The following is a 22,158-nucleotide window of genomic DNA, read 5'->3' as shown; positions in this document are numbered from 1 at the left end:
ATGGTTGCTCGGCATGTTTCGATTCGTAACGATGGATGCAGTAGAGGACGTCCTCGAAGACCTCCCGCCGAGCGCGAAACTCGTGTATAAGGTTCTCGAATACGACGGTCCGAAAACGCAGAAGGGAATCGTCGAGGAGTCGATGCTGTCCGCGCGCACCGTCCGGTACGCGCTCGAACGCCTCGAGAAACGCGAAGTCGTCGACGAGGACATCTACTTCGCCGACGCCCGCCAGAGCCTCTACTCACTCACCGCGTCCGCCGACGGGGCTGAGGCCGAAGCCGAAACCGCGACGTAACTCAGTCGCGCCGCCCCATCGCCTGATTCGCCGTCGGTAGCGCCGGCAGACCCCGCCGAGCCGTTCCCCGGCGTCTCGTTCTCTGCTGCGCCCCCCGCTCCGCTTCTCCCGGCGGTTTCGTTCGCCGGCTCCACGGGCGCGTCCGCCGCGCCGTTCGTGGTCGTGTTGTTGGCGGTCGTGTCGCCGATCCCGCCGACGGACTCGTTCTCGCCGCCGGCCTCGACGGGCGGCGTGGCCGTGTCGTTTGTGGGTGTCGTCGTGTCGTTTGCGGGTGTCGCGGTATCGTTTGTGGGTGTCGCGGTGTCGTTTGTGGGTGTCGCGGTATCGTTTGCGGGTGTCGCGGTATCGTTTGTGGGTGTCGCCGTATCGTTCGTCGCGCTAGCGTTTGTCGCCGTGCCGTTGGCGGTTCCGTTCCCGAGCACCGCGCCCGTGAGCGGCTCGTTCGACGGATCGAGAGCCCCCGTGTCGTTCGTGGCCGTCCCGTTCTCGGCGGTGTCGTTCAGAGGTGCGTCCGCGGTGACGGCGGCGGTCTGGGCGGTCCAGCCGTGGCCCCAGTCGCGGTTCTGGGAGGCGTCGATGCCGATGGTGCCGGAGACCTGTTCGGTGTCCGTGAAGAGGCCGTACGTGACGCCGCCGCTGACGACGGCGAGCGCGAGCGCGACCGGAAGCGCGAACCGGAGGGCGCGCATCACTCCGCCCCCCCGACGTCCTCGTCGTAGACGTAGACCGCCGCGTCGTCCACGGCGACGTACCGGCGGCGGTCGGGGTCGTACACGACGACGCGGTCGAGGTCGGCGGCGAGCGACGCCAGGTCGCGCGCCGTGTGCACGCTGACGACGGGGACGGTGTAGCGCTCCGGAACCGACCCGACGACCGCGCCGAGGCCGCCGTCCGTGTGCGTCGCCCGCCCGCTCGCCCCGCGCTCGCCGTACTTGACGGACGCGACGAGCGCGAGTCCGACGACGCCCGCGACGAGCGCCGCGACCGCCCACGGCGTCCGCACGAGGTACGCGACGGCGAGCGCGTACGCCGTCGCCGCGCCGAGCACGCCGAGCACCGCGTTCAGCGTCCCGTCGCTCACCGCGAACCCGTCCGGGCTGTCGGAGACCGGCGTCGGCCCCGACACGACGACCACGTCCTCGCCCGCGTCGCGGCCGCCGTCGGCCACGTCACCGGACTCGTCGGCGGTCGCGTTCCCGCGCCGCCGGAGGTACGCGTAGGCTTCCGTGAGCGCGAGCAGGCCGAACGGCGCGACGACGAGCGCGAGGAACCCGACCGGGGTGTTCGCCGCCTCGATGACGTACCCGATGTAGGGGATCACGAGCGTCACTCGGCCGATGACGGCGCTCGCGGGGACGGCCGCGCCGTCCGGGTCTTCGTTCGCGTCACCCATCGTCCGGAACGCGAGCGCGCCCCCGTCGTCGATGACTTCGACGACGCGGTGCGTCGTCGGCACCGGCGAGGCGTCCCGCTGGAACGTCACCACGTCGTTCACGCCGATGGCGGCCGGGTCGACGCCCGACACGACGACCACGTCGCCGGGGCTGATCGCCGGTTCCATGCTCCCGCTGAGCACGACGTAGCTGTGACTCCCGCCGGCGAGCTGGGGGACTGCGAACACCGCGAACGGAACGACGAGCGCGACGAGCAGGAGCGTTCCCGCGACGGCGAGCGCGCGTTTCCGACTGATTGACCGAATCTTGTCTCTCATGAGTTACCAACAGCGCGGCGGAACGCCGCACGTGTAGACCGTGACGTGGCTGATTCCGGGTCGTCTCCCGCCCCGGTTCGTCGGTGCGTCGAACTCCCCCGCGGGTGCGGCGGTCGGCGGACACACCTCGTGCGTGCGCGTCCCTCCCGTCCGACCGCCCGACCCGCCCTTCACGTCCACGCGGCAGACGGGCGGGCCGAGCACGGGCGCGTCCCCCGTTCCGGCCTCGACGAGGCGGAACGCGCGAACCGCTACCGCCTCGTCGCCGTCCTTGTATTCGACGTTGTCCACGAGCATCGCGTACCCGGAGTCGCCGACGGCGTACTCGGTGCCGGCGACGAGGCGGCCGTCGATGTCGTCCACCTTCCCGAGTTCGCGACAGCCGACGCAGCGCGCGGCGACCGACTGACAGCCGATCGCAGTCCACGGGGACAGCGCGGGCGACGCGTGGCGCGCCTGGAGCGCGCCGAACTCGAACGCGAACGCGGCCGGGTCGTCGAGCGCGTCGGCGTCCACCGCGCACGCCGTCTCGACGCCGCCGTGGATATCGATGACGCCCCACTCGACGGTGAGGCAGACGCGGTCGCCGGGCGCGACGGGCGCGTCCCCGCCGGTCGGGTCGAGCCGAACCCCGTCCGCGAGCGCGGCGAACACGCGGCGCGCGGTGCCGTCCAGCGCGGTGCCGTCGTCCGTGACGACCACGGTTCCGTTCGCGTACCGGACGCGGAGGAACACGGCGTCGAAGACGGCGGCGTCCGTCGGGCAGGTCGCGCGCAGCCACAGCCACGCCGGGTTTCCGTCCACGATTCCGCACAGGGTCGCGTCCCCGCACGCGCCCGGGTTGAGGTCGGTGAGGTCGAGCGCCACCCGGTCGTTCCGAACCACGCAGCCGTCGCCGCCCTCGACGCGCACGTCGAGCGCGCCGGCTCGCAGACCGGCCGCGAACGCCTCCGACTCCCGGAACATCGCGACAGTTCCGGATCCGGCGAACGCGCCGGCGAGGCCGACGCCGCCGACCGCCGCGAGCACGTCGCGGCGGCGCAGTCCGCTCATCCGTCCCCCCACGGGTTCGCGACGCCGGCCGTGCAGTCCGCGCCGACGAACTCCACGTCGAACGTCACGCTGTCGCCCATCGCGCCGTTCCCGGCGGCGGTCGCGAGCGCCCAGTCGAACGTCACGCACCGCGGCTGGCCGATCGGGAGCGCGCCCGGACAGCCCGTCGCGCCGTCGAACTCGAGCCGGACACCCGCCGCGAGCGCGTCCGCGACGCCGTGGAGCGTCCCGCCCGCGACGTACGCGTACTCCCCGCTCAATCCGCCCGTGCACGAGTCGAGGGAGACGGACACGTCCGTCACGTCTTCGAGGTTCGCGCTCGCGTCCGTCTCGTCCGGTTCGGGGGCGGCCGCGTCCGCGGTCGCGCGGACGCGAAGCCACACGTCGAGCGGCACGTCCTCCGCGAGCAGGCCGAACACGGCCGACCCGTAGTCGCCGGGGAGCGCGTTCGTCACGCCGACGACGGGGCTCGCGGGGTCGTCCACGTACCCGGCCGCCGAGTCGAGCGCGCTCTCCCGAGTGGTTCCGTTCGACGCCGACAGCACGCGGCCGTTGTACTCCTCGTACCACGCCACTCGGAACGCCCCGCCGTCCGACTGCGCGTACGTGTAGTGCTGATAGGGCGGGGTGCGGTCGCGGGCGAGCACGGAGCGACCGGCGAGCACGGCCGCACCGCTCGCGCCGAGCGCGCCGAGCAGGTGTCGTCGAGTGAGGTGTGGGGTCATCGTCGGGTGGCGGCCTGCGGCCGCGTCTGGTCGTCCTCAGGACGTCCCGAGGCATGGGTATAGGTCTCCTACTCCGGCGGTAGGGAGAGCGTACTGTGGAGACCCGCCGGTGGAATCGAACCACCGAACGCCGTCACGGGTCGGGGTTTCGGACGCGATACTACTGGGGTGCCGTGGTCGTGGTCTGGGGGTTGTGGCGGTACTGGGTCGCGGTGAAGTCCACGTTGAACGCGACGCTGTCCGTCTGCACCTCGTTCTCCACGTCGGTGGGGAGCACCCACTCGAACCCGATGCACTGCGTCGTGTTCCCGGGGTACGGCTGCCGTCCCTCCTCGGTGCGGTCGCCGTCCAGTTCGACGCCCCCGGCGAGCAGCGCCATGACGTCCGCGAGCGAGCCCTGCGCGATGAGCTGTTCGCCGGCGAGCACGACCTGCGCGATCTCCGAGTAGACCGTGTCGAGGTCGGACGGGTCGGGCGCGACGTACGCGTCGCCCGGGCTGGACGCGATGTTGTTCTCTAGGTAGCTGGTCGCGGCGCCGGAGCCGAGCGCGATGGTGAAGATGCGGATGCCCGCCTGCTTGGCGTTCATCGCGGCGGTGGTCGCGGCCTGCTGGCTGCTCGGCTGGCCGTCGGTCAGGACGATCATGACCTTCGACGCGCCGCTCGTGGCGTTCGCACCACTGATGAGTTCGGTCTCGGCCGTGCTGATCCCTTGGTCCATGTCGGTTCCGCCACCGGATGTGTACTGGTCGATGGCGTCCTTGACGGTCTGGTAGTTCGTCGTGAGTTGCTGGTCGAGGCTCGATCCGTCCGAGAACGAGATCGCGGCCGCCTCGTCCGGGCTGGAGAGGTTGTCGACGAACCCCTTCGCGGCCGACTTCAGGTCACCGATCTCCTGACTCATCGACCCGGAGACGTCGCTGACGAGCGCGACTTCGAGCTCCTGCTGTTCGCCCGTGCCCGTGGGTTCGTAGACGTTGTCGCAGTCCTCGTCGTACCAGACGGTGACCTCGATGGCGTCCGCGAGCTCGCCCGCGTCGGGGGTCGAATCGACTTCGCTCTCTGGTTCCGACATCGTGTTGTCGGCGTTCTCGCTGAGCTCGCCGCCCATCTCCAGCCACGCCGGGTTGTCACAGATGTGGATGCTGACCGTCATCTCACCGGAGTCCCCGGGCTTCACGTCCTCCAGGTGGAAGATGGAGATGCCGTCGCCGTTCACGAGGTACTGGTCGTTCTCGGGCGCACAGAAGTCGAACTCGGGGAGGTAGTCCTCCCAGCCCATTCCGTCCCCGGGCCGCGGGGTCTGGGCGAGCAGGTAGCGGCCGTCGCCGAGGTCTTCCGCGTCCGGGTAGCCCATCGCCTGGATGTCCTCGAGGCGGCCGGGGCCGCCCGTGTACGTGGACTTGTAGTCGAGCTTCAGGTCGAGTTCGCCGGCGGCGAGCGTGTTGCCGGTGAAGGATTCGGTGTCGGTGAAGTAGGCGCTGGTGCCGAGGCCGGCGCCGGCGCTGGCGAGGCCGACGGCACCGAGGCCGCCGAGCACTTTGCGCCGCGAGAGGTTGTACAGTTGTCGGTCGTTGGTGTCGTCGTTCATGGCTGTGATCCCCGTTCGGGGGAGGCCCACCGGCGGAGTCGAACCGCGCGCGGTCGCGTGACCGGCTACCGGCGTGGGGAAACCGAACCCGGGAGTTCAGGGGTTCAGTTGGATGACGTGTTGAACGGGTTGACGCTGCTGTTGCCGCCGTTCGGGTTGTGGCGTTCCTGCATGGCGACCAGCTGGAAGTCCATCGTGAGGGAGTCCGTTTGCACCTCGTTCCCGACGGTCGTCGGGAGTTCCCAGTGGACGCAGATGCAGGGGCCGGTCTGGGTCTCGGTGTCCGGCGACGCGGGGTACGCCTGCACGCCCGCCGTGCCGCGGTCGGGGTCGAGCAGGAAGCCGGATTCGAGTTCCGCGGCGAGGTCGGCGAGCGTGAAGTCCGACGGGTAGCCGAGCACGGCCTCGTTCGTGCAGACGACTTCGCCGTTCTCGATGGCGACGCTGTCCGCGTACGCGACGGAGACGACGATGCTCTCGCTGAGTTCGCCCTCCATCGCGCCGCTGGAGCTGTCGACGTCGCCCTCGGGTTCGTTGACGCCGTTCTCGTAGTCGGTCACGCCGTCCGCGCTGCCGAACCAGAGCCACGCGGGGTTGTCGACGATCTTCGGACAGAACGCGACCGTGCCGCTGTCTCCGGGCTTCACGTCCGTGACTTCGTAGGCGTAGCCCGATGGGTTGCCGTCGATGGTGCCGCTGGCGGTGGGTTGTTCGGGCGTCGCGGAGCCCTGGTCGACGTCGGTGAACCAGTCCACAACGAGGTCGAGTTCGCCGGCGGTGAGCGTGTTGCCGGTGAAGGATTCGGTGTCGGTGAAGTAGGCGCTGGTGCCGAGGCCGGCGCCGGCGCTGGCGAGGCCGACGGCGCCGAGGCCGCCGAGCACTTTGCGCCGCGAGAGGTTGTACAGTTGGTTGTCGTCTTCCATTGTTTGTGGCCCGACGCGGTCGCGCCGCGGTGGCGACGCCGACGGTTTCGGGTATTACGACTCCAGGACGGACACCCTCCTAAGTATGGTTCGAATGACAGGAACGGGGTGCGGGCCTAACCGACCGGGAGACCGGCCTAACGATACATAGGCTCGCTCACGGCAACCGACAGCGAGTGGTTTACATGGGGTAGTCATTGCCTACCGAACCGTTCATACCCCCCACGAACGGCCTAAGCCGTGTCTAGGGAACTCATACTTATCCTCGCGAGAGCCCTCCCACGTCTCGTGGTGTCCCAGATGTACTTTACTCGACCATACGTGGCGCAGACGGACGTGTTCGACCTCCTCAGTAACGAACGTCGCCGCCGGTCGATAGAGCACATCGCCGCGACGGAAGAGACGACCCTCCGCGCGCTCGCCGACGCCGTCGCCGCCGAGGAGGCCGGCACCGACACGCCGCCCGACGCCGTCCGCACCGCCGTCTACGTCTCGCTCCGCCAGGTCCACCTCCCCCGGCTCGCGGAGGCCGGTCTCGTCGAGTTCGACCCCGACGAAAACACCGTTCGCGTCCTCCCGCGAGCGAGAGGCGTGACGCTCTACCTCGAACTCGTCACGCGCTACGGCGTCACCTGGGGAGAGTGCTACCAATACCTCGGAATCGCGGGCTTCCTCACCGTCCTCGGGTCGCTCCTCGCGCTCCCCGTGCTCGACGCGCTCCCGCCGCTCCTCTGGACGACCGTCTTCCTCGCGCTGTTCGCCGCCGTGAGCGCGTACCAACTGCTCGCCGACCGACTCACCCCGGCCCACTGACCATGCTCGCACTCCCGACCCTCGACGCCGTCCGCCGCCCCGAATACACGGGCGAGAACCGCTGTCTCCCCTGCACGGGCGTGAACATCGTGCTCGCCGCCGCGGGCGCACTCGTGCTCCTCGTCGTCGCTCCCGCGGCGGTCGCGCTCGCCGCGTTCGCCCTCGCGCTCGCGGTCATCTACGTCCGCGGCTACCTCGTCCCCGGCACGCCTGCGCTCACGGCGCGATACCTCCCCGACCGCGTCCTCCGCCTGTTCGACAAATCCCCGCGCGGCGACGCCGACCTCGACGTGCTCGGCACGCTCACCGCCCTGAACGCGATCGTCGAGACCGCGGATGGTGACGTGGCGCTCGCTCCCGACTTCGACGCCGAATGGCGCGTTCGCATCGCCGACAGCGACACCGCGACTCCCCGAACCGCCGACCTCGCCGCGCTCCTCGACGTGGATCCCGACGACATCGACGTGCGGTACCACGGCGACGGCGCGTGCAGCGTCTTCTGCGGCCCCGACATCGTCGGCCGCTGGGAGTCTCCCGCCGCGTTCAACGCCGACGTGACCGCGGACGCCGTGCTCGCCGCACGCGACGGCTGGAGAGCCCTCCCGCTCACCCACCGCGGCGAACTCCTCGCCGCCCTCCGCGCCTGCCTTGACACCTGTCCCGCCTGCCACGGTCGCGTGGAACTCCGCTCCGACGTGGTGTCGTCCTGCTGTCGGAGCGTCGACGTCGCCGCCGCGGACTGCACGCAGTGCGGTTCGCGCCTCTTCGAGGTGGAACTCCCGCCGGAAGCTGTTCGGGCAACCCGCTCCTAAGCTACCCATTAATTATCACGGCTGCCTGTGAATGCCGGCTATTCGCCTCCCCCGCCCATGCCCCAACAACTCCTCACAAAACTCGAAACGACGCTCACGCCGGACGACGTGTTCCGGACGATGAGCAATCAGCGACGCCGTTACGCCTTCGACTACCTCCGTGACGCCGACAGTCCCGTCCCCCTCCGCGACCTCTCCGAGCACGTCGCAGCCCTGGAGAACGACGTGACGCCCCCGGAACTCACCCGTCAACAGCGAAAGCGCGTTTACACCGCACTCCACCAGACACACCTGCCGATGATGGACTCGCTCGGCGTCGTCGAGTACGACCAACACCGAACCACCGTCCAGCTCACGGCCGCCGCGCGCGAGGTCGAGGTGTACGTCGAGGTCGTCCCCGAACACCACTTCACGTGGGCGGAGTACTACGGCCTGCTCGCCGCGTTCGCCGCGGCGGTCGCGCTCGCCGTCCAGCAGGGTATCGCGCCCGACTGGCTGACAAACTCCCTTCTCGTCTGGCTGTCCGCCCTTTCGTTCGGCGTGTCCGCACTCGTCCACCACCTCACGTCCCGCACGCTCCGCGTTCCGTCCCAAGAGGACTGAGGGTCGCCCTTCCGCACCGGTAGACGAGTCATACCTAACGTCCGTCCCGTCCTCTCACTCGATATGTACGACATACTCCCGTCGTTCATCGGTGGACTGCCCGGCGGCATGGAACTCGCTGTCATCCTGCTGCTCGCGATACTCCTGTTCGGCGCGAACAAACTCCCCGCGCTCGCCCGGTCGTCCGGGCAGGCCATCGGTGAGTTCAAACGCGGCCGCGCGGAGCTCGAAGCCGAACTCCGCGACGCCGCGACCGGCGACGACGACTGACTACTTCTTCACGTCCACACTGTCGCCGGGTTGGACGCCGAACGCGTCCGCGCCCCGGCCCTGATTCACGGCGAGTTCGACGTTCCCGTGGCTCGCTACCGTCACCAGCCGCTCGCCGACGCCGACGTGCGCGTACGACGGTTCGACGGGCGCGCGTTCGCCGTTCACGCGGACGGACGCGGCGTCCGCGACGAACTCGCCGGGAACGTTCGTGATGGCGTTCCCGAAGTCGTCCACGACCAGCACCTCGCCGTGCGCCACGTCGCCCTCTACGGTTGCGTCGGGGAGCGCGAGGTCGACGCAGTCCGCGGCGGGCGTGATACCCGCCACGTTCTCGATGTTCTCGACGCCGGCTTCGTGTACGTCGGCGGCGGCCGGCGCGAACACGTCGCGGCCGTGGAACGTCGAACTCGCCGCGTCGCTGTCGTCGATTTCGAACACGTCGATGTCGCCGTCGAGCGCGCGGGCGGCGGGGCGGACGACGCCGTTGTCCGGCGCGACGAACGCGTGGTCGCCGACGCGCACGACGACGGCGGCGCGGTCGGTGCCGACGCCGGGGTCGACGACCACGAGGTGAACCGCGGGCGGATAGTACGGAACGACCTCGCGCAGCCAGAACGCGGCCGCGCGAACGTCCTGCCGGGGGAGGTCGTGCGCGACGTCCACGAGGCGGGCGTCGGTGCGCTGGAGAATCACGCCCTTCATCGCCGCCGGGTACGGGCTGCCGAAGTCTGAGGTGAGCGTAATCATAGCACTGTGGGGCTCTCGGGTTCGAACCCGAGCGTGAGCGTGTCGGTCTCGGGCACGTCGTCGAGTCGGACGACGACCTGCCGGTCGTTCCAGGTTCCGTACACCCGCGTCGTTTCCCCCAGGAACTCCGCGGTCTCGACGGCGATGTCGAGGCGGTTCTCAGTGGCGTCCCGCGCGAGTTGTTCGGGGCGCACGCAGAACGTCACGCGGTCGCCCACGCCTCCGCCGACGCCCGCGACGCGGAGCGTCTCCCCGCCCACGTCCACCGTCGCGACGCCGCCCTCGCGGTCGGCGATAGCGCCGTCGAGGACGTTGTTGTCGCCCACGAACTCCGCGACGAACCGAGTGCCGGGGTCGCGGTACACCGCCTGGGGCGTCCCGGCCTGTTCGACGCCGCCGTCGTTCATCACGGCGAGGCGATCCGAGATGCTCAACGCCTCCTCCTGGTCGTGGGTGACGTAGATGGTCGTGATGCCGAGGTCGCGCTGAATCCGCTTCACGTGCCGCCGAAGCGTCCCCCGCAACCGTGCGTCGAGCGCGCTCATCGGCTCGTCCAAAAGGAGGAGGCTCGGGCCGGGGGCGAGCGCGCGTGCGAGCGCGACCCGCTGTTGCTGGCCGCCCGAGAGCTCCGCGGGGTCGCGGTCCTCGAACCCCCGGAGATCCACGAGGTCGAGGAGTTCCGCGACGCGTTCGTCCCTGCTCGCGCCGCCGGGGGCGTCCCGGAACCGGAGGCCGTACGCGACGTTCTCTCCGACCGTCATGTGCGGGAAGAGCGCGTAGTTCTGGAAGACGATACCCACGTCGCGCTCGTCCACGGGCACCCCGGTGACGTCCTCACCGTCGAACCGCACGGCGCCCGCCGTCGGTTCCTCGAATCCCGCGACCGTGCGGAGGGTCGTGGTCTTCCCACAGCCCGAGGGACCGACGAGCGTGAAGAACTCGCCGTCCCGAACATCGAGCGAGACGTCGTTCAGAGCGGTCGTCGCGCCGAACGCCTTCGTCACGCCGTCAATGCTGACAGCAACCACGAACGCTCACCTCCGTTCCGCCGCGACCGATGGCCATACGACACCTTTCGAACCACCGGCTGTTATCCTCGTCGAATCCACAGGCGGGGCAGGCCGAGTGCCTCGGGGCTTGACCCCGGGGCGGTTCACTCGTTGGCGACGACCGTGATGCGCTCCTGCCGGTCGATAGCGCGTTCCAGTTCCTCCGCGATAGCGCTCCCGCGCGACACCTGGATGTCGCCGCCGCGACCGACCGTCGCGGTGAACAGGTAATCGCCGTCCGCCTGCACCTCCACCGTGTCCCCCGGACTCGCGCTTTCCACGGGGATGTTGATGTGGCGCGACGTGATGTCCGGCGTCACGACCTCCCCCGGTGACGCCGCGCCGCCCGCGCCGCCCGACCCGTCCGCGCCACCGGCTCCGGACGCCGTCGGCGTCTCCGGGAGTTCGTCCAGCGTCCGCACGTCGATGCTGATGCCGAGGCGCTCCTCGATCTCGTTGATGCGGCCGCCGCCCTTCCCGATGACGTGACTGATCTCGTCGTCAGAGACGTACACGACCGCCGTGTTCTGCCCGCGGAGTTCGACCTCCACCGGCCCGCGAGTCGCGGACTGAATCTCGCGCTTTATCTCCTGCTTCGCGAGGTTTCCGACGCCCGACTCCGAACTGCCGCCCGTCTCGTCGAGCGGAACGGTGACGACCTGGCGGTTGAACGTGTAGATCTCGTACGCCGGCCGGCCCGTCTCGAAGTCCGACACCTGAATCACGGGCCGCGCGAGGTCTTCCTCCATCAGTCCCTCCGGCACCTTCACTTCCGTGCTCACGTCGTAGACGGTGTTCACGTCGCCCGCCTCGATGAACACGACCGTGTCCACGATCTGCGGAATCATCCCGAGCTCCACGCGGCCGACGAGCCGCTGGAGCGCGTCGATTGGACGCGTCGCGTGCACGACGCCGACCATCCCGACGCCCGCGAGCCGCATGTCCGCGAACACCTCGAAGTCGTCCGTCTTCCGGACCTCGTCGTAGATGGTGTAGTCCGGCCGCACCATCAGCAGGGAGTCGGCGGTCTTCTCCATCGATCCGCCGAGCTCCGTGTACTGCGTGACTTCGTCGCCGACCTGGAGGTCGCGCGGCTTCTCCATCGTCTTCACGACGTAGCCGTTGTCGTCCAAGAATTCGGCGACCGCTTGCCCGAACGTGGACTTCCCCGCGCCCGGCGAGCCCGCGATGAGGATGCCGCGGTCGCGTTCGAGCATCCGCTCCTTGAGTTCGCCCGCGAACTCGTACTCCTCCATCGTCGTCTTCACGATGGGCCGCACCGCCGTGATCTCGAACCCGTCGCTGAACGGCGGGCGCGCGATGGCGATACGCATGTCCCGGATCTGGGCGATGGTCATCCCCTCCTCGGAGAGCTCCACGAACCCCTCGTCGGTGCGCTTCGCGGTGTCCACGATCTCGTTCGCGTACTCCTTCAGCGTGTCAACGTCCAGTTCCGTCGACCCGATCTCCTGGTACGTGATGTCGCCCACGTCGCCGCGCTTCGCCATCGGCACCACGCCCTCCTTCAGGTGGACGCTCATCGTCGAGTCGTCGAAGTATTGCTCGATGTCGAGCGCGCCCGCTTCTTCGTCCAGCGGTTCGAGGTACTGCACGTCGAGTCCCTTCGCCTTCGCGACCTCCGACTGCACGATGTCGCTCGTGACGAACGTCGCGTCGTACTCCACCGCCACGTCGCGGATGATGGCGTCGATAGCGCCCGCCGCGGCGCGCTTGATGTCCTCCTCCGTCGCCCGGTCGCCCACGTACTGCAGGTCGATGTCGCCGTCGTCCGCGAGATCCGCGAGCCGCTGCAGCTCCGAGAGGCCGTCCCAGCCGGTGCTCCGACCGCTGTTGGCCTGCGCTTCGATCTCGCCCACGACCGCTTCGGGGACGACAACCGTCGCGCCAGCGTACTCGCCGGACTCGACGCCCGCGCTCACGCGGCCGTCGATGACGACGCTCGTGTCCGGCACTAATTTCATATCCCCACATACCTGTGGGCCGCTGATAAGGGTGTTCGTCGTCGGACGCCGCCGGCCCGCGTCCGGCCATCTTTTCCCCGCTCGCACCTACCCGTATCTATGGACGACGTTCACGACGTGGCGCGACGGCTCGTCGAGACGCCGAGTCACGAGGACGAGACCGCCGCGGGCGACGAAATCGAGGACTGGCTCCGCGAGCACACGGACGCCGACGTGACCCGGGACGACGCCCCGAACGGCGGAAATATCATCGCTCGAAAGGGGTCGGGGGAGTCGGTCGCGCTCGTCGGCCACCACGACGTGGTGCCGCCCGCGGACGAACAGGTCGATGACGGCGAGTACGTCGTCTACGAGGAGGGCGGCCGGCTGTACGGCCGCGGCGCGGCGGACATGAAGGGCGCGGTCGCGGCGGCGATGGTCGCGTTCCGGGACGCCGACCCGGACTGCGAACTCCTGTTCTGCTCGTTCGTCGGCGAGGAACAGGGCGGTATCGGCGTCCGGCACTACCTCGACCGCCACGACGCCCCCGACTACGCCGTCGTCGCCGAAGGGTCGACGGGCTACACCACCGACGGCGTCACCGACGTGGTCGTCGCGCACAAGGGCCGCCGCGGCAGCACCATCTACGCGCAGGGCGTCGCCGCGCACGCGAGCGAACCAGCGTCCGGCGAGAACGCCATCTACCGCGCGAGCGACGCCGTGGACGTGGTTCGCGACCTCGACGTCCCCGCGGTCGACGTGATGGGCGAACGCGTCGCGGGGAGCGTCGCTGTCACCGGTATCGACGGCGGGAGCGCGTGGAACGTCATCCCCGACACCTGCGAGGTCACCGTGGACGAGCGCACGGTTCCCGGGGAGCGTGTCGACCTCGACCGCGTCACCAGCGTCCCCGGCGTCTCGTGGAGCGTCGACCAGGACCTCCCGCCGATGGCGTGTACGAGCGACGCGTTCGCGGACGCCGTGCTCGACGCCGCGGACGCCGCTCAAGCCGGCACCCCCGCGCACGTCTCGAAACCCCACGCGACAGACGCCGGCTGGCTCGCCGACGAGGGGACCGCGTGCGTCGTCTGCGGCGCGAGCGAACCCGGCGAAGCCCACACGAAAACGGAGAGCGTCTCACTCGACACGCTCGACGTCTGTTACGAGACCTACCGCGGACTGGCGAACGCCTGGCCGGTTCGGGAGGATTGATACGTCCCCACGAGTGACTTTTTCGCATGGCAACTGCAGAGGAGACCGATGCGCCTGCCGCGTACGAGGAACTGCTCGATCAGTACGAACGACTTACGTACGTCGGCGGCGCGTCCGGCGTGCTCTCCTGGGATCAGCAGGTGATGATGCCGGAGGGCGGCGCGCCCGCGCGCTCGAAACAGTTGTCGGCGCTGTCGGCAATCCACCACGAACTTCTCACTGACGACGACGTGGGCGAGTGGCTGGACGAACTCGACGACGCCGACCTCACCGCCGAACAGGACGCGGTCGTCCGGGAGATTCGACGCCAGTACGAGCGCGCGGACGCCGTGCCAGTCGAACTCGTCGAGGAGATCTCGGAGACGTCGAGCGAGGCGTTGCAGGTGTGGGAGGACGCGAAGGCCGAGGACGACTTCTCTGCGTTCGCGCCCTACCTCGAAGACCTCGTGGAACTCAAGCGCGAGTACGCAGAACACATCGATCCCGACGCCGACCCCTACGAGGTTCTGTTCGCGGACTACGAACCCTACCTCGATCTCGACACCGCCGAGCGCGTGCTCACGCGGCTGCGCGACGAACTCGTCCCGCTCATCGACGAACTGAACGACGCGGACGCCGACCTCGCCCAGCCCTTCGACGGCACGTACTCCGAGGACGCTCAGGAGGCGCTCAGCCGGGACGTCCTGGAGAAGGTGGGCTACGACTTCGAGCGCGGCCGACTCGACACCTCCAGTCACCCCTTCACGTCGGGCAATCAGTTCGACACCCGCATCACCACGCGCTTCGACGAGTCAGACCCCCTCGGCGCGCTGATGAGCACCGTCCACGAGTACGGCCACGCTCAGTACAACCTCGGCGTCCCCCAGGCGGAGTACGGAACGCCGCTCGGCGAGTCCCGCGACCTCACCGTCCACGAGTCCCAGAGCCGGCTCTGGGAGAACCACATCGGCCGCAGTCGCGCGTTCTACGACCTCGTGCTCGACGACCTGAAAGACCACTTCGACGGTCTCGACGACGCGACGGTCGAGGACGTGTACGAGGCCGCGAACCAGATCTATCCGGAGAACCGCATCCGCGTGGAGGCGGACGAACTCACCTACCACATGCACATCATCCTCCGGTTCGAGATCGAACGCGACCTCATCAGCGGCGACCTCGACGTCGCGGACGTTCCCGACGTCTGGAACGAGAAGATGGAGGAGTACCTCGGCGTCACCCCCGACACGGACGCGGAGGGCTGCCTGCAGGACATCCACTGGAGCCACGGCAACTTCGGGTACTTCCCGACGTACTCGCTCGGCAGCGTGCTCGCCGCCCAGCTCTACGCGAGCGCCGACGAGGACATCGACGACCTCGACGCGAAGGTAGCCGCCGGCGAGTTCGACGACCTCCACGACTGGCTCGGCGAGAACGTCCACCGGCACGGGAAGCGCTACACGACGCCCGAACTCGTGGAGGAAGCGACCGGCGAACCCTACACGGCGGATTACTTCCTCGACTACGCGGAATCGAAGTTCCGCGACCTCTACGATCTCTAACGCCCGAAAAGCGTCTCTTTCACCGCCGAGCGCGTTCGGGATTTTATGTGGGCGGGCGTCCCGCTCTCACGCATGGCAACGAAACGGCGGTCCGATTCCGACAGTGCGGTTCCGTCAGCCCTCCCCGTCAGCGCCGCCATCGGCGCGGCCGCGTACGTCCTGAACTACGTCCTCGTCTACGCGTTCATGCTCGTGGACGGCGTCGAGTCCGGCGGCGAGATCCCGCGCTGGAAGGTCGCGGGCTGGGTGTTCTACAACGCCCACAACGTCGACGTCGAGGCCGCGGTGGGCGGTCGAACCGCGTCCGGGAACTACCTGGAGAGCGCGGCGGCCGGCGGTCTCACGGACGCGATATCCGCGCTCACCAGCATCGTCCCGAAACTCGTCTACTACGTCGTACCGGCTGTCGTGCTCGTCCTCGCGGGCGTCCTCGCCGCCCGCCGCGTCCGCGCGGACCTCTCCGGACTGGAAGCCGCGGGCGTCGGCGCGGGGATCGTCGGCGGCTACCTCGTGCTCGCCGTCGTCGGCGTGTTCGCCTTCGAGTACAGCGTCTCCGCTCTGGGCACGTCGGCATCCCTCGCGCCGAAACTCTCCGCCGCCGTCCTCCTCGCCGGTCTCGTCTATCCGGTCGTGCTCGGCGCCGTCGGCGGCGTTCTCGACAGTATCTAGCGCTCGCCTTCCGCTCCGTTCTGCGCGGCCGTTCTCGCATCGTCTGTCTTCCCGATACGCTTAAGTCGTGGTGTGGTATATCATACCGTGTATGTCGAGCGCACAGGAGTCCACCGACGGCGTCCTCGACGAGTTCCTCGAAGCACGCGGTCACGACACGTCGCCCGCGACGTGGGACCGAAGCTATAACAAGAAGCAGTGTCCGGACTGCGGCGGACTCCACGACGACGACGCCACCACCTGCGCGGTGTGCGGCTGGGCGCCCTAGAGCACCTCGTCCCGCATCGCCGCCGCGAACACCTTCTGCCGCGGACTACTCGACAGTAGCTCCACCTCGTCGAACCCCGCGTCCTCGTGGCGAGCGAGCAGGTCGCGGACGTCGCCGATATCGTCCGTAACGAGACCCCAGTCCGCCCAGTCCTCGCGCGGAAGGTCGCGGCCGCGCGCCTCTATCTCCCGGGGGTCGGCCACCTCCTCGTCGAACCCGACCGCCATCGTTCCCGTCCAGAACTCCACGGCGTCCAGCGCGTCCGCGTACTCCTCGGCGTAGGAGACGCCGGCCTGTCGAACCCGCCGGATATCGCTCGGGTCGCGGCCCGCCTCCTCCGCGCCGGCTTCGAGCGCGGGCACGAGTTCGGACTGGTAGGTCTCGATGGGCGCGAGCGTGAGGAAGCCGTCCGCGTACCGGCCCGCGACCTCCGCGGAGTGCACGCCGTTCCCCGCGACGTACAACGGCACGTCCTCCGCGGGGCGCGTGTAGAGCTTCGCGCCGTCCAGATTCCAGTAGTGGCCGTCGTAGTCCGCGAACTCGCCGCTCATCAGCTTCCGGTAGATGCGGCAGGCGTCCACGAGGCGCGCGCGGCGCTCCGGGTAGTCCGGCCACTCGTACCCGAGCGGGCGCTCGTTCATCGCCTCCCCGGTCGCGAGCGTCAGGTGGACGCGCCCCGGATACATCGACCCGAGCGTCGCCGCGAACTGCGTGAGCAACCCCGGATGGTAGCGGCCGACCGGCGGCGTGACGCCCGTTCCCATCCGAACGCTGTCGGTGCGTTCGAGCGCCGACCCGAGCCACGGCCACGCCGCCCCGCAGTGCGCGCCCGTGTGCCACCACGGATGGAAGTGGTCGCTCGTCCACACCGAGTCGAACCCCGCGTCCTCCGCGAGTTCGGCGTGGTTGAGGAGCCTGCTCGGCGCGTACTGCTCGTGCGCGGCGAAGAAACCGACATCCATACCCGGGGCGTGGAACGCAGCCGGAAAACGGTTAGTGGCCGCTAGTCGTCGTCCTGCGTCGGCGTCTCCCCGTCCTCGTCCACGTCGACCTGGCTGGTGCGTTCGGCGGCGCGCTCGATGAACTCGTCCGGGAGCTCGTCGATTTCGCCCGCCTGCACACCCCAGAGGTTCGCGTACAGGCCGTCCTCCGCGATGAGGTCGTCGTGCGTGCCGCGCTCCACGATTTTTCCGTCCTCGAGGACGACGATCTGGTCTGCGTCCTTGATCGTGGAGAGCCGGTGCGCGATACTGAACGTGGTGCGCTCCTCAGTGAGCTCGTCCAGACTGCGCTGGATGAGCATCTCCGTCTCCGTGTCCACGTCGCTCGTCGCCTCGTCGAGAATCATGATGTCCGGGTCCTTGAGGATGGCTCGCGCGATATCGATGCGCTGGCGCTGGCCGCCGGAGAGCTTGACGCCGCGCTCGCCGACCTTCGTCTCGTAGCCGTTCGGGAGGTTCGTGATGAACTCGTGGGCTTCCGCGGCCTTCGCGGCCTCCACGACCGCCTCCTGGCTGGCGTCGAACGACCCGTACCGGATGTTCTCTTCTACCGTCCCGTAGAACAGGAAGGTGTCCTGGCTGACGTACCCGATAGACCGCCGAATCGACGGCAGGGTGACGTTCCGGATGTCCTGGCCGTCGATTTCGATCCGGCCCTCGTCGGGGTCGTACATCCGCAGGAGGAGTTTCAACACCGTGGACTTCCCCGCGCCAGTCGGTCCGACGAGCGCGAGCGTGTCCCCGCCGTCTACGTCGAACGCCACGTCCTCGATGATGGGTTCGTCGTCGTAGCCGAACGTCACGTCGTCGTAGACGACTTCGCCCTCGGTCACGTCGAGTTCGTCCGCGTTCGGGTCTTCCTCGATGCGCGAGGGTTCGTCCATCAGCCCGAAGATGCGCTCGCTCGACGCACGCGCCCGCTGATACATGTTGATTATCTGTCCGAACTGCGCCATCGGCCAGATGAACTGCTGGCTGAGCTGGATGAACACGACGAACTGCCCGATAGTGAGCGTGCCCGCGACGCCGAACGGCGCGCCGACCGCCGCCCAGTACCCGCCGACGAGGAACGTCAGCACGAACCCGATGCCCGCGATGACGCGGAGCGCCGGGAAGAACTTGATACGGATGGTGATAGCGCCCCAGTTCGCGTCGAAGTAGCCCTGACTGACGTCCTCTACGCGCTCGCCCTCGTAATCCTCGGTGTTGCTCGTCTTGATGACCTGGATGCCGCCGAGGTTGTTCTCCAGCCGGGAGTTCATCCTCCCGACGGACGACCGCACGTCCGCGTACTCCGGCTGGATCTTCTTCACGAACCGGTACGTGAACCACGCGATGATCGGGACGGGAAGCATCGTGATGATGGCGAGCTTCCAGTTCAGGTAGAAGAGAACGCAACCGACCGCGAACACCATCACGGACAGCCGGAACGCGGAGTTCATCCCGTCGTTCAGGAAGCGCTCCAGGCGGTTCACGTCGTTCGAGAGGATGGACATCATCTCGCCCGTCTGTTTCGTGGCGAAGAAGTCCATGTTCAGCCGCTGCATCTTATCGTACGTGTCGGTACGAACCGCGTGCTGGATGTGCTGGCTGAACGCGTTGAACCCCCAGTTCCGAAACCAATGGAAGCCCGCGCCGCCGAAGAACGCGAACGCGATGATTCCCGAGGCGACCAGGAGTTGGTTTACATCTCCCGTCGGTTGGAGGCCGGCGGGGAGGAATCCGAGAAAGAGATAGGAGTCGTAGAGGATCGAGTCGATGGCGTATCCCAGCATCAGCGCGGGAACGAGGTCGAGGACGCGCGCGAAGAGGCTCGCCACTACCCCCACGACGAACGCGAACCGGTTGTCCCTCCCGTACTCGTCGAAGAGGCGACGCATCGCATTCGAGGAGTCCGCACGGACGTCCTCGAACGGGTCGTCGTCGTCGAACGCACTCATTACCCGTAGAAAGTGACACCCCGACAAAAGGGTTTCCTACGAACCGAAACACACCACCGCGTTTCCGACGGTAACGCCGTGTTCTGCCGTCCACTTGTAGGGAAGTTCGAGCACGCAGCGCGCCCGCCCCCGGTATCGAGTGAGCGGCGGGTCTTCGACCACCGCGTGATGAATCGCCGTCACCTCGCCGTTCGCGACGAACACGATGTCGATGGGGTAGTTCATCCCCCGCATCACGTACGCTCGCTCACCCACCGACGAGTACCGAAAGACCATCCCGTCCGCGGGCAGGTCGGTCGTTCCGCTGAGCCCCTCGTGGCGCTCCCACGACGTGTCCGCCACCGCCATTTCCAGCACCGCGGTGCCGTTCGCCGTCTCCACTGTCACGCGCGCCCGGTCGGCCCCGTCGTCCGCCACCCACCACACGCCGAGTCCCGCCAGCGCCGCGACGACCACCACCGACACTACCGTCGAACGACGCACCATACCCCCGTCTCGCACTCGACCGGCAAGGAGTTTACCCGCCCTGCCGGCGCGCACCGGAAGGTAACAGTTATCCGCGGCCACCCATCACTCTCACGCACGGGTCCGTGGTCTAGCGGTTATGACGCTTCCCTTACAAGGAAGAGGCCGGTGGTTCGAATCCGCCCGGACCCATCCCGCGACGAACAAGCGTAAGAGCCGAGGGATCAGCGGATCCACTTTTCGCGAGCGAAGCACTGCGAGCCTGTCGCCGATCCGTCCTGCACCACCACGTCACGACTCGCCGTCCGACGGCAATCCGAAACTCTTTTTCACACACTCCCCCTCGGTTTGAATGCACGCCGCCTTAGCTCAGACTGGGAGAGCACTCGACTGAAGATCGAGCTGTCCCCCGTTCAAATCGGGGAGGCGGCATACGCCTGTTGTGGGGCGTCGAGCGAGGGACGCGATTGAACCGCGGGGTGTGACCTCCGTGCGTGGCTGGCCGGGCGAACGTTCTTTTCGTCGGATTGAGTGGGTTTGGTCGATGGGTTCGATTGCGCGGTTTCGGCGGCCGTTGTTGTTCGTGATGAGTGCGTTCTACGTGGTGGCGGGAGTGGCGCATTTGTTGTGGCCGCGCGGGTTCCAGCGGGTGGTGCCGCCGTCGTTGCCGCGGCCGCGATTGGTGGTGTACGTGTCCGGGGTCGCGGAACTCGTGCTGGGTGCTGGGGTGTTGGTTCGGCGGACGCGACGGGTGTCGGCGTGGGGACTGGTGGCGTTACTGGTGGCGGTGTTTCCAGCGAACGTCCACGTGGCACGCAGCGACGTGTTCCGGGATGCAGTGCCGTCGCGGTTCTCGTGGCTGGTGGACGTGGCGGCGTGGGCGCGGTTGCCCGTGCAGGCTGTGTTGGTCTTGTGGGCGTGGTGGTACACGCGTCCGGACGATTAGAGCGCGCTCGCGCCGTCGCGGACGGCGGCGAGCACGGCGTCGATGTGGTCGTCGCGTGCGCTCGAATTGAACAGCTCGTGGCCGTCGGAGAACGCGACGCGGTTCGATTCGGGGGTATGGTCTTCGATGGTCGGGCCGCTGACGATGGGGTCGCTGGGGTTGTAGAAGACGGCGTCCCGGTCGTCGAACGGCGGGAGGCTGTTCTGCGCGCGTTTGGCTTCCCGGAGGAACGTGGGGGCGGCGTAGTCGGGTGCGTCGGCGACCCAGGCGTCGCTCGCGAGGCTTCCGAGTTCCGCCCGGGTCGTCTCGGCGGGAAGGATCGGCGTGGAGACGGGGAGTTTCGCGGCGAGGGAGACGAGCGGGTTCTGGAGGTCGGCGTGGAACCCCCACCAGGGACTGAGGTACGTGCGGGTCTGGAGGGAGCTGTCGGTGTCGAGGTGGCGGGCGACGAGGCCGCCCGTGCTGTGACTGAGGAGGCGGTAGTCGTCGAGGCCGTCCACGAACGACTGGACTGGCGCGAGGTACTCGCGCTCGAAGTCCGTGATGGTTCGCGGGAGCTCGAACGCGCTCACGCGATAGCCGGCGTCCGTGAGTCGGTCGATGAGCCACTGAACGCCGTCGTGTTCGGGGCGGTTCCCCCAGCCGAGGACGAACACGATGCGGTCGTCGCCGCCGCCGTAGTCGACGCGTCGCATACCGGCCGTCGGGCGGGCGCGCCCAAAGCGTTTGCCGTGCGTACTTTTATCACGGGCTGTCGTGCACGCCACGGTATGCCGTCCATCGAGAGCGAGCACGTGCGAATCGACGTCGAGGCCACCCGCGCGGATGTCGTCATCACGCGTCCGGAGAAACGCAACGCGCTCACCGGCGCGGCGGTTCGCGACCTCACTGAAGCGGTTCGCGCCGTGGACGCGGACGACGGGGTTCGCGCGGTGGCGCTCCGCGGAGCGGGCCACGTGTTCTGTGCGGGCTTCGACCTGGAGATGATGGCGGACAACGACGTGCGCGAACACGACGCGCTCCACCGGGACTTCCGCGCGCTCCTCGACACGCTCGACGGGATGACGACGCCGACCGTCGCCGCAGTGCAGGGCGCGGGCATCGCGGGCGGGTTCGAACTCACGCTCCCCTGCGACTTCCGCGTGCTCGGCGCGGACGCGAAGTACGGCGTCATCGAGGTCGACCTCGGCATCTTCCCCCATCAGGGGTCGACCCAGCGCCTCCCGCGGCTCGTCGGCCTCGCGAAGGCGAAGGAACTGGTGTTGACGGGCGAGCTCGTCGACCCCGCGGAGGCAGACCGCATCAATCTCGTCACGGAAGTCGTCCCCGACGACGAGGTGGACGACCGGGCGCGCGACCTCGCGGACTCGCTCACGGAGAAAGCCCCGCGCGGCGTCGAGAACGCGCTCCGGGCGTTCTCCCACACGTTCGACGTGCCGCTCGAGGAGGGCCTCGACTACGAACACGCGCTCGCGATGGAGGTGTACGGCACCGACGACCGCCGCGAGGGATTCGAAGCCCAGCTCGAGGGGCGCGAGCCCGACTTCTCCGGGCGCTAAC

General features: G+C 68.4%; 23 protein-coding genes, 2 tRNA genes and 1 pseudogene. 13 read left to right on the top strand and 13 right to left on the bottom strand.

The genetic code is table 11. The features are described from left to right. Positions 1–13 precede the first annotated feature (13 nt). Positions 14–298 (top strand): ArsR family transcriptional regulator, encoded by a 285-nt coding sequence (locus tag FQU85_RS03465; protein WP_370516763.1) that lies wholly within the window; start codon positions 14–16, stop codon positions 296–298. On the opposite strand, the gene FQU85_RS03460 is transcribed toward FQU85_RS03465, so the two are convergent. The 6 genes from FQU85_RS03460 to FQU85_RS03435 all read right to left on the bottom strand — a co-directional run bounded on the left by FQU85_RS03460 (position 241) and on the right by FQU85_RS03435 (position 6,301). Next, on the bottom strand, positions 241–987 hold the full coding sequence (locus FQU85_RS03460; protein WP_145844331.1) for a hypothetical protein: 747 nt from the start codon (positions 985–987) through the stop codon (positions 241–243). The two genes, FQU85_RS03465 and FQU85_RS03460, sit on opposite strands and share 58 nt — an antisense overlap. Then, entirely contained in the window at positions 987–2,009 is a 1,023-nt protein-coding gene (locus FQU85_RS03455; protein ID WP_145844328.1) for a signal peptidase I, read from the bottom strand. The genes FQU85_RS03460 and FQU85_RS03455 overlap by 1 nt, the downstream gene beginning before the upstream one ends. A 3-nt stretch (positions 2,010–2,012) precedes the next feature. After that, on the bottom strand, positions 2,013–3,062 hold the full coding sequence (locus tag FQU85_RS03450; protein WP_145844326.1) for a hypothetical protein: 1,050 nt from the start codon (positions 3,060–3,062) through the stop codon (positions 2,013–2,015). Continuing rightward, a complete protein-coding gene (locus FQU85_RS03445; RefSeq protein WP_145844321.1) occupies positions 3,059–3,787 on the bottom strand; it encodes a hypothetical protein in 729 nt (242 codons plus the stop codon). Before FQU85_RS03445 ends, FQU85_RS03450 begins: the two co-directional genes overlap by 4 nt. A gap of 160 nt (positions 3,788–3,947) precedes the next feature. After that, entirely contained in the window at positions 3,948–5,378 is a 1,431-nt protein-coding gene (locus tag FQU85_RS03440) for a VWA domain-containing protein (RefSeq protein ID WP_145844319.1), read from the bottom strand. A 104-nt stretch (positions 5,379–5,482) separates the two neighbouring features. Continuing rightward, positions 5,483–6,301: a SipW-dependent-type signal peptide-containing protein gene (locus FQU85_RS03435; protein WP_145844317.1), complete on the bottom strand. Its 819-nt coding sequence runs from the start codon at positions 6,299–6,301 to the stop codon at positions 5,483–5,485. A gap of 300 nt (positions 6,302–6,601) precedes the next feature. Here FQU85_RS03435 and FQU85_RS03430 point away from each other — a divergent pair, with 300 nt between their 5' ends. The 4 genes and pseudogenes from FQU85_RS03430 to FQU85_RS03415 all read left to right on the top strand — a co-directional run. Next, positions 6,602–7,114, top strand: a complete 513-nt coding sequence (locus tag FQU85_RS03430; protein ID WP_145844315.1) for a hypothetical protein — start codon at positions 6,602–6,604, stop codon at positions 7,112–7,114. 2 nt (positions 7,115–7,116) lie between these two features. Then, positions 7,117–7,926 carry a hypothetical protein gene (locus tag FQU85_RS03425; RefSeq protein WP_145844313.1) on the top strand — a complete coding sequence of 270 codons (810 nt, stop codon included), beginning with the start codon at positions 7,117–7,119 and terminating at the stop codon, positions 7,924–7,926. A gap of 57 nt (positions 7,927–7,983) precedes the next feature. Then, on the top strand, positions 7,984–8,529 hold the full coding sequence (locus FQU85_RS03420) for a hypothetical protein (RefSeq protein ID WP_145844312.1): 546 nt from the start codon (positions 7,984–7,986) through the stop codon (positions 8,527–8,529). Positions 8,530–8,592: 63 nt separating this feature from the next. After that, positions 8,593–8,796 (top strand): annotated as a pseudogene (locus FQU85_RS03415) (twin-arginine translocase TatA/TatE family subunit); the annotation flags it as partial. Positions 8,797–8,799: 3 nt separating this feature from the next. On the opposite strand, the gene FQU85_RS03410 reads toward FQU85_RS03415, so the two are convergent. From FQU85_RS03410 to FQU85_RS03400, 3 genes are all read right to left on the bottom strand, one after another. Then, positions 8,800–9,549, bottom strand: coding sequence for an S-adenosyl-l-methionine hydroxide adenosyltransferase family protein (locus tag FQU85_RS03410; RefSeq protein ID WP_145844307.1), 750 nt, complete (start codon positions 9,547–9,549; stop codon positions 8,800–8,802). Next, entirely contained in the window at positions 9,546–10,577 is a 1,032-nt protein-coding gene (locus FQU85_RS03405; RefSeq protein WP_145844305.1) for an ABC transporter ATP-binding protein, read from the bottom strand. Before FQU85_RS03405 ends, FQU85_RS03410 begins: the two co-directional genes overlap by 4 nt. Positions 10,578–10,702: 125 nt before the next feature. Then, positions 10,703–12,580 carry a PINc/VapC family ATPase gene (locus tag FQU85_RS03400; RefSeq protein ID WP_145844301.1) on the bottom strand — a complete coding sequence of 626 codons (1,878 nt, stop codon included), beginning with the start codon at positions 12,578–12,580 and terminating at the stop codon, positions 10,703–10,705. Between the two features lie 99 nt (positions 12,581–12,679). Here FQU85_RS03400 and FQU85_RS03395 point away from each other — a divergent pair, with 99 nt between their 5' ends. The 4 genes from FQU85_RS03395 to FQU85_RS13255 all read left to right on the top strand — a co-directional run bounded on the left by FQU85_RS03395 (position 12,680) and on the right by FQU85_RS13255 (position 16,246). Then, positions 12,680–13,771, top strand: coding sequence for a M20 family metallopeptidase (locus tag FQU85_RS03395; RefSeq protein ID WP_145844298.1), 1,092 nt, complete (start codon positions 12,680–12,682; stop codon positions 13,769–13,771). A 26-nt stretch (positions 13,772–13,797) separates the two neighbouring features. After that, complete coding sequence (locus FQU85_RS03390) at positions 13,798–15,309, top strand: carboxypeptidase M32 (RefSeq protein ID WP_145844294.1); 1,512 nt, start codon at positions 13,798–13,800, stop codon at positions 15,307–15,309. Between the two features lie 72 nt (positions 15,310–15,381). Then, positions 15,382–15,978 (top strand): transporter, encoded by a 597-nt coding sequence (locus tag FQU85_RS13260; RefSeq protein WP_168219930.1) that lies wholly within the window; start codon positions 15,382–15,384, stop codon positions 15,976–15,978. 91 nt (positions 15,979–16,069) lie between these two features. Next, the gene (locus FQU85_RS13255; protein ID WP_168219929.1) at positions 16,070–16,246 is read left to right on the top strand and encodes an HVO_0416 family zinc finger protein; all 177 of its coding nucleotides are present in this window, start codon (positions 16,070–16,072) and stop codon (positions 16,244–16,246) included. Here FQU85_RS13255 and FQU85_RS03380 read toward each other — a convergent pair. From FQU85_RS03380 to FQU85_RS03370, 3 genes are read right to left on the bottom strand one after another with little or no spacing between them, the layout of a single operon-like run. Then, a complete protein-coding gene (locus tag FQU85_RS03380; protein ID WP_145844292.1) occupies positions 16,243–17,208 on the bottom strand; it encodes an LLM class flavin-dependent oxidoreductase in 966 nt (321 codons plus the stop codon). The two genes, FQU85_RS13255 and FQU85_RS03380, sit on opposite strands and share 4 nt — an antisense overlap. 41 nt (positions 17,209–17,249) lie before the next feature. Then, the gene (locus tag FQU85_RS03375; RefSeq protein ID WP_145844289.1) at positions 17,250–19,187 is read right to left on the bottom strand and encodes an ABC transporter ATP-binding protein; all 1,938 of its coding nucleotides are present in this window, start codon (positions 19,185–19,187) and stop codon (positions 17,250–17,252) included. Between the two features lie 36 nt (positions 19,188–19,223). Beyond that, positions 19,224–19,673 carry a DUF192 domain-containing protein gene (locus tag FQU85_RS03370; RefSeq protein ID WP_145844286.1) on the bottom strand — a complete coding sequence of 150 codons (450 nt, stop codon included), beginning with the start codon at positions 19,671–19,673 and terminating at the stop codon, positions 19,224–19,226. Positions 19,674–19,771: 98 nt separating this feature from the next. Between FQU85_RS03370 and FQU85_RS03365 the strand changes: the two genes are divergently transcribed. The 3 genes from FQU85_RS03365 to FQU85_RS03355 all read left to right on the top strand — a co-directional run bounded on the left by FQU85_RS03365 (position 19,772) and on the right by FQU85_RS03355 (position 20,598). Further along, a tRNA-Val gene (locus FQU85_RS03365) sits at positions 19,772–19,844 on the top strand. Between the two features lie 166 nt (positions 19,845–20,010). Then, positions 20,011–20,084 (top strand) — tRNA-Phe (locus FQU85_RS03360). 112 nt (positions 20,085–20,196) lie between these two features. Then, positions 20,197–20,598, top strand: a complete 402-nt coding sequence (locus FQU85_RS03355) for a DoxX family membrane protein (protein ID WP_145844282.1) — start codon at positions 20,197–20,199, stop codon at positions 20,596–20,598. Here FQU85_RS03355 and FQU85_RS03350 read toward each other — a convergent pair. Further along, positions 20,595–21,293, bottom strand: coding sequence for an alpha/beta hydrolase (locus tag FQU85_RS03350; RefSeq protein ID WP_145844280.1), 699 nt, complete (start codon positions 21,291–21,293; stop codon positions 20,595–20,597). The genes FQU85_RS03355 and FQU85_RS03350 overlap by 4 nt on opposite strands. A gap of 75 nt (positions 21,294–21,368) precedes the next feature. Between FQU85_RS03350 and FQU85_RS03345 the strand changes: the two genes are divergently transcribed. After that, positions 21,369–22,157, top strand: coding sequence for an enoyl-CoA hydratase/isomerase family protein (locus tag FQU85_RS03345; RefSeq protein WP_145844277.1), 789 nt, complete (start codon positions 21,369–21,371; stop codon positions 22,155–22,157). The last annotated feature ends 1 nt before the right edge of the window (position 22,158 follow it).

The sequence above is a fragment of the Salarchaeum sp. JOR-1 genome, assembly GCF_007833275.1.
Classification (GTDB): domain Archaea; phylum Halobacteriota; class Halobacteria; order Halobacteriales; family Halobacteriaceae; genus Salarchaeum.
The sequence above is the reverse complement of the archived record's forward strand: the minus strand, read 5'-3'. Positions and strand labels throughout refer to the sequence as shown.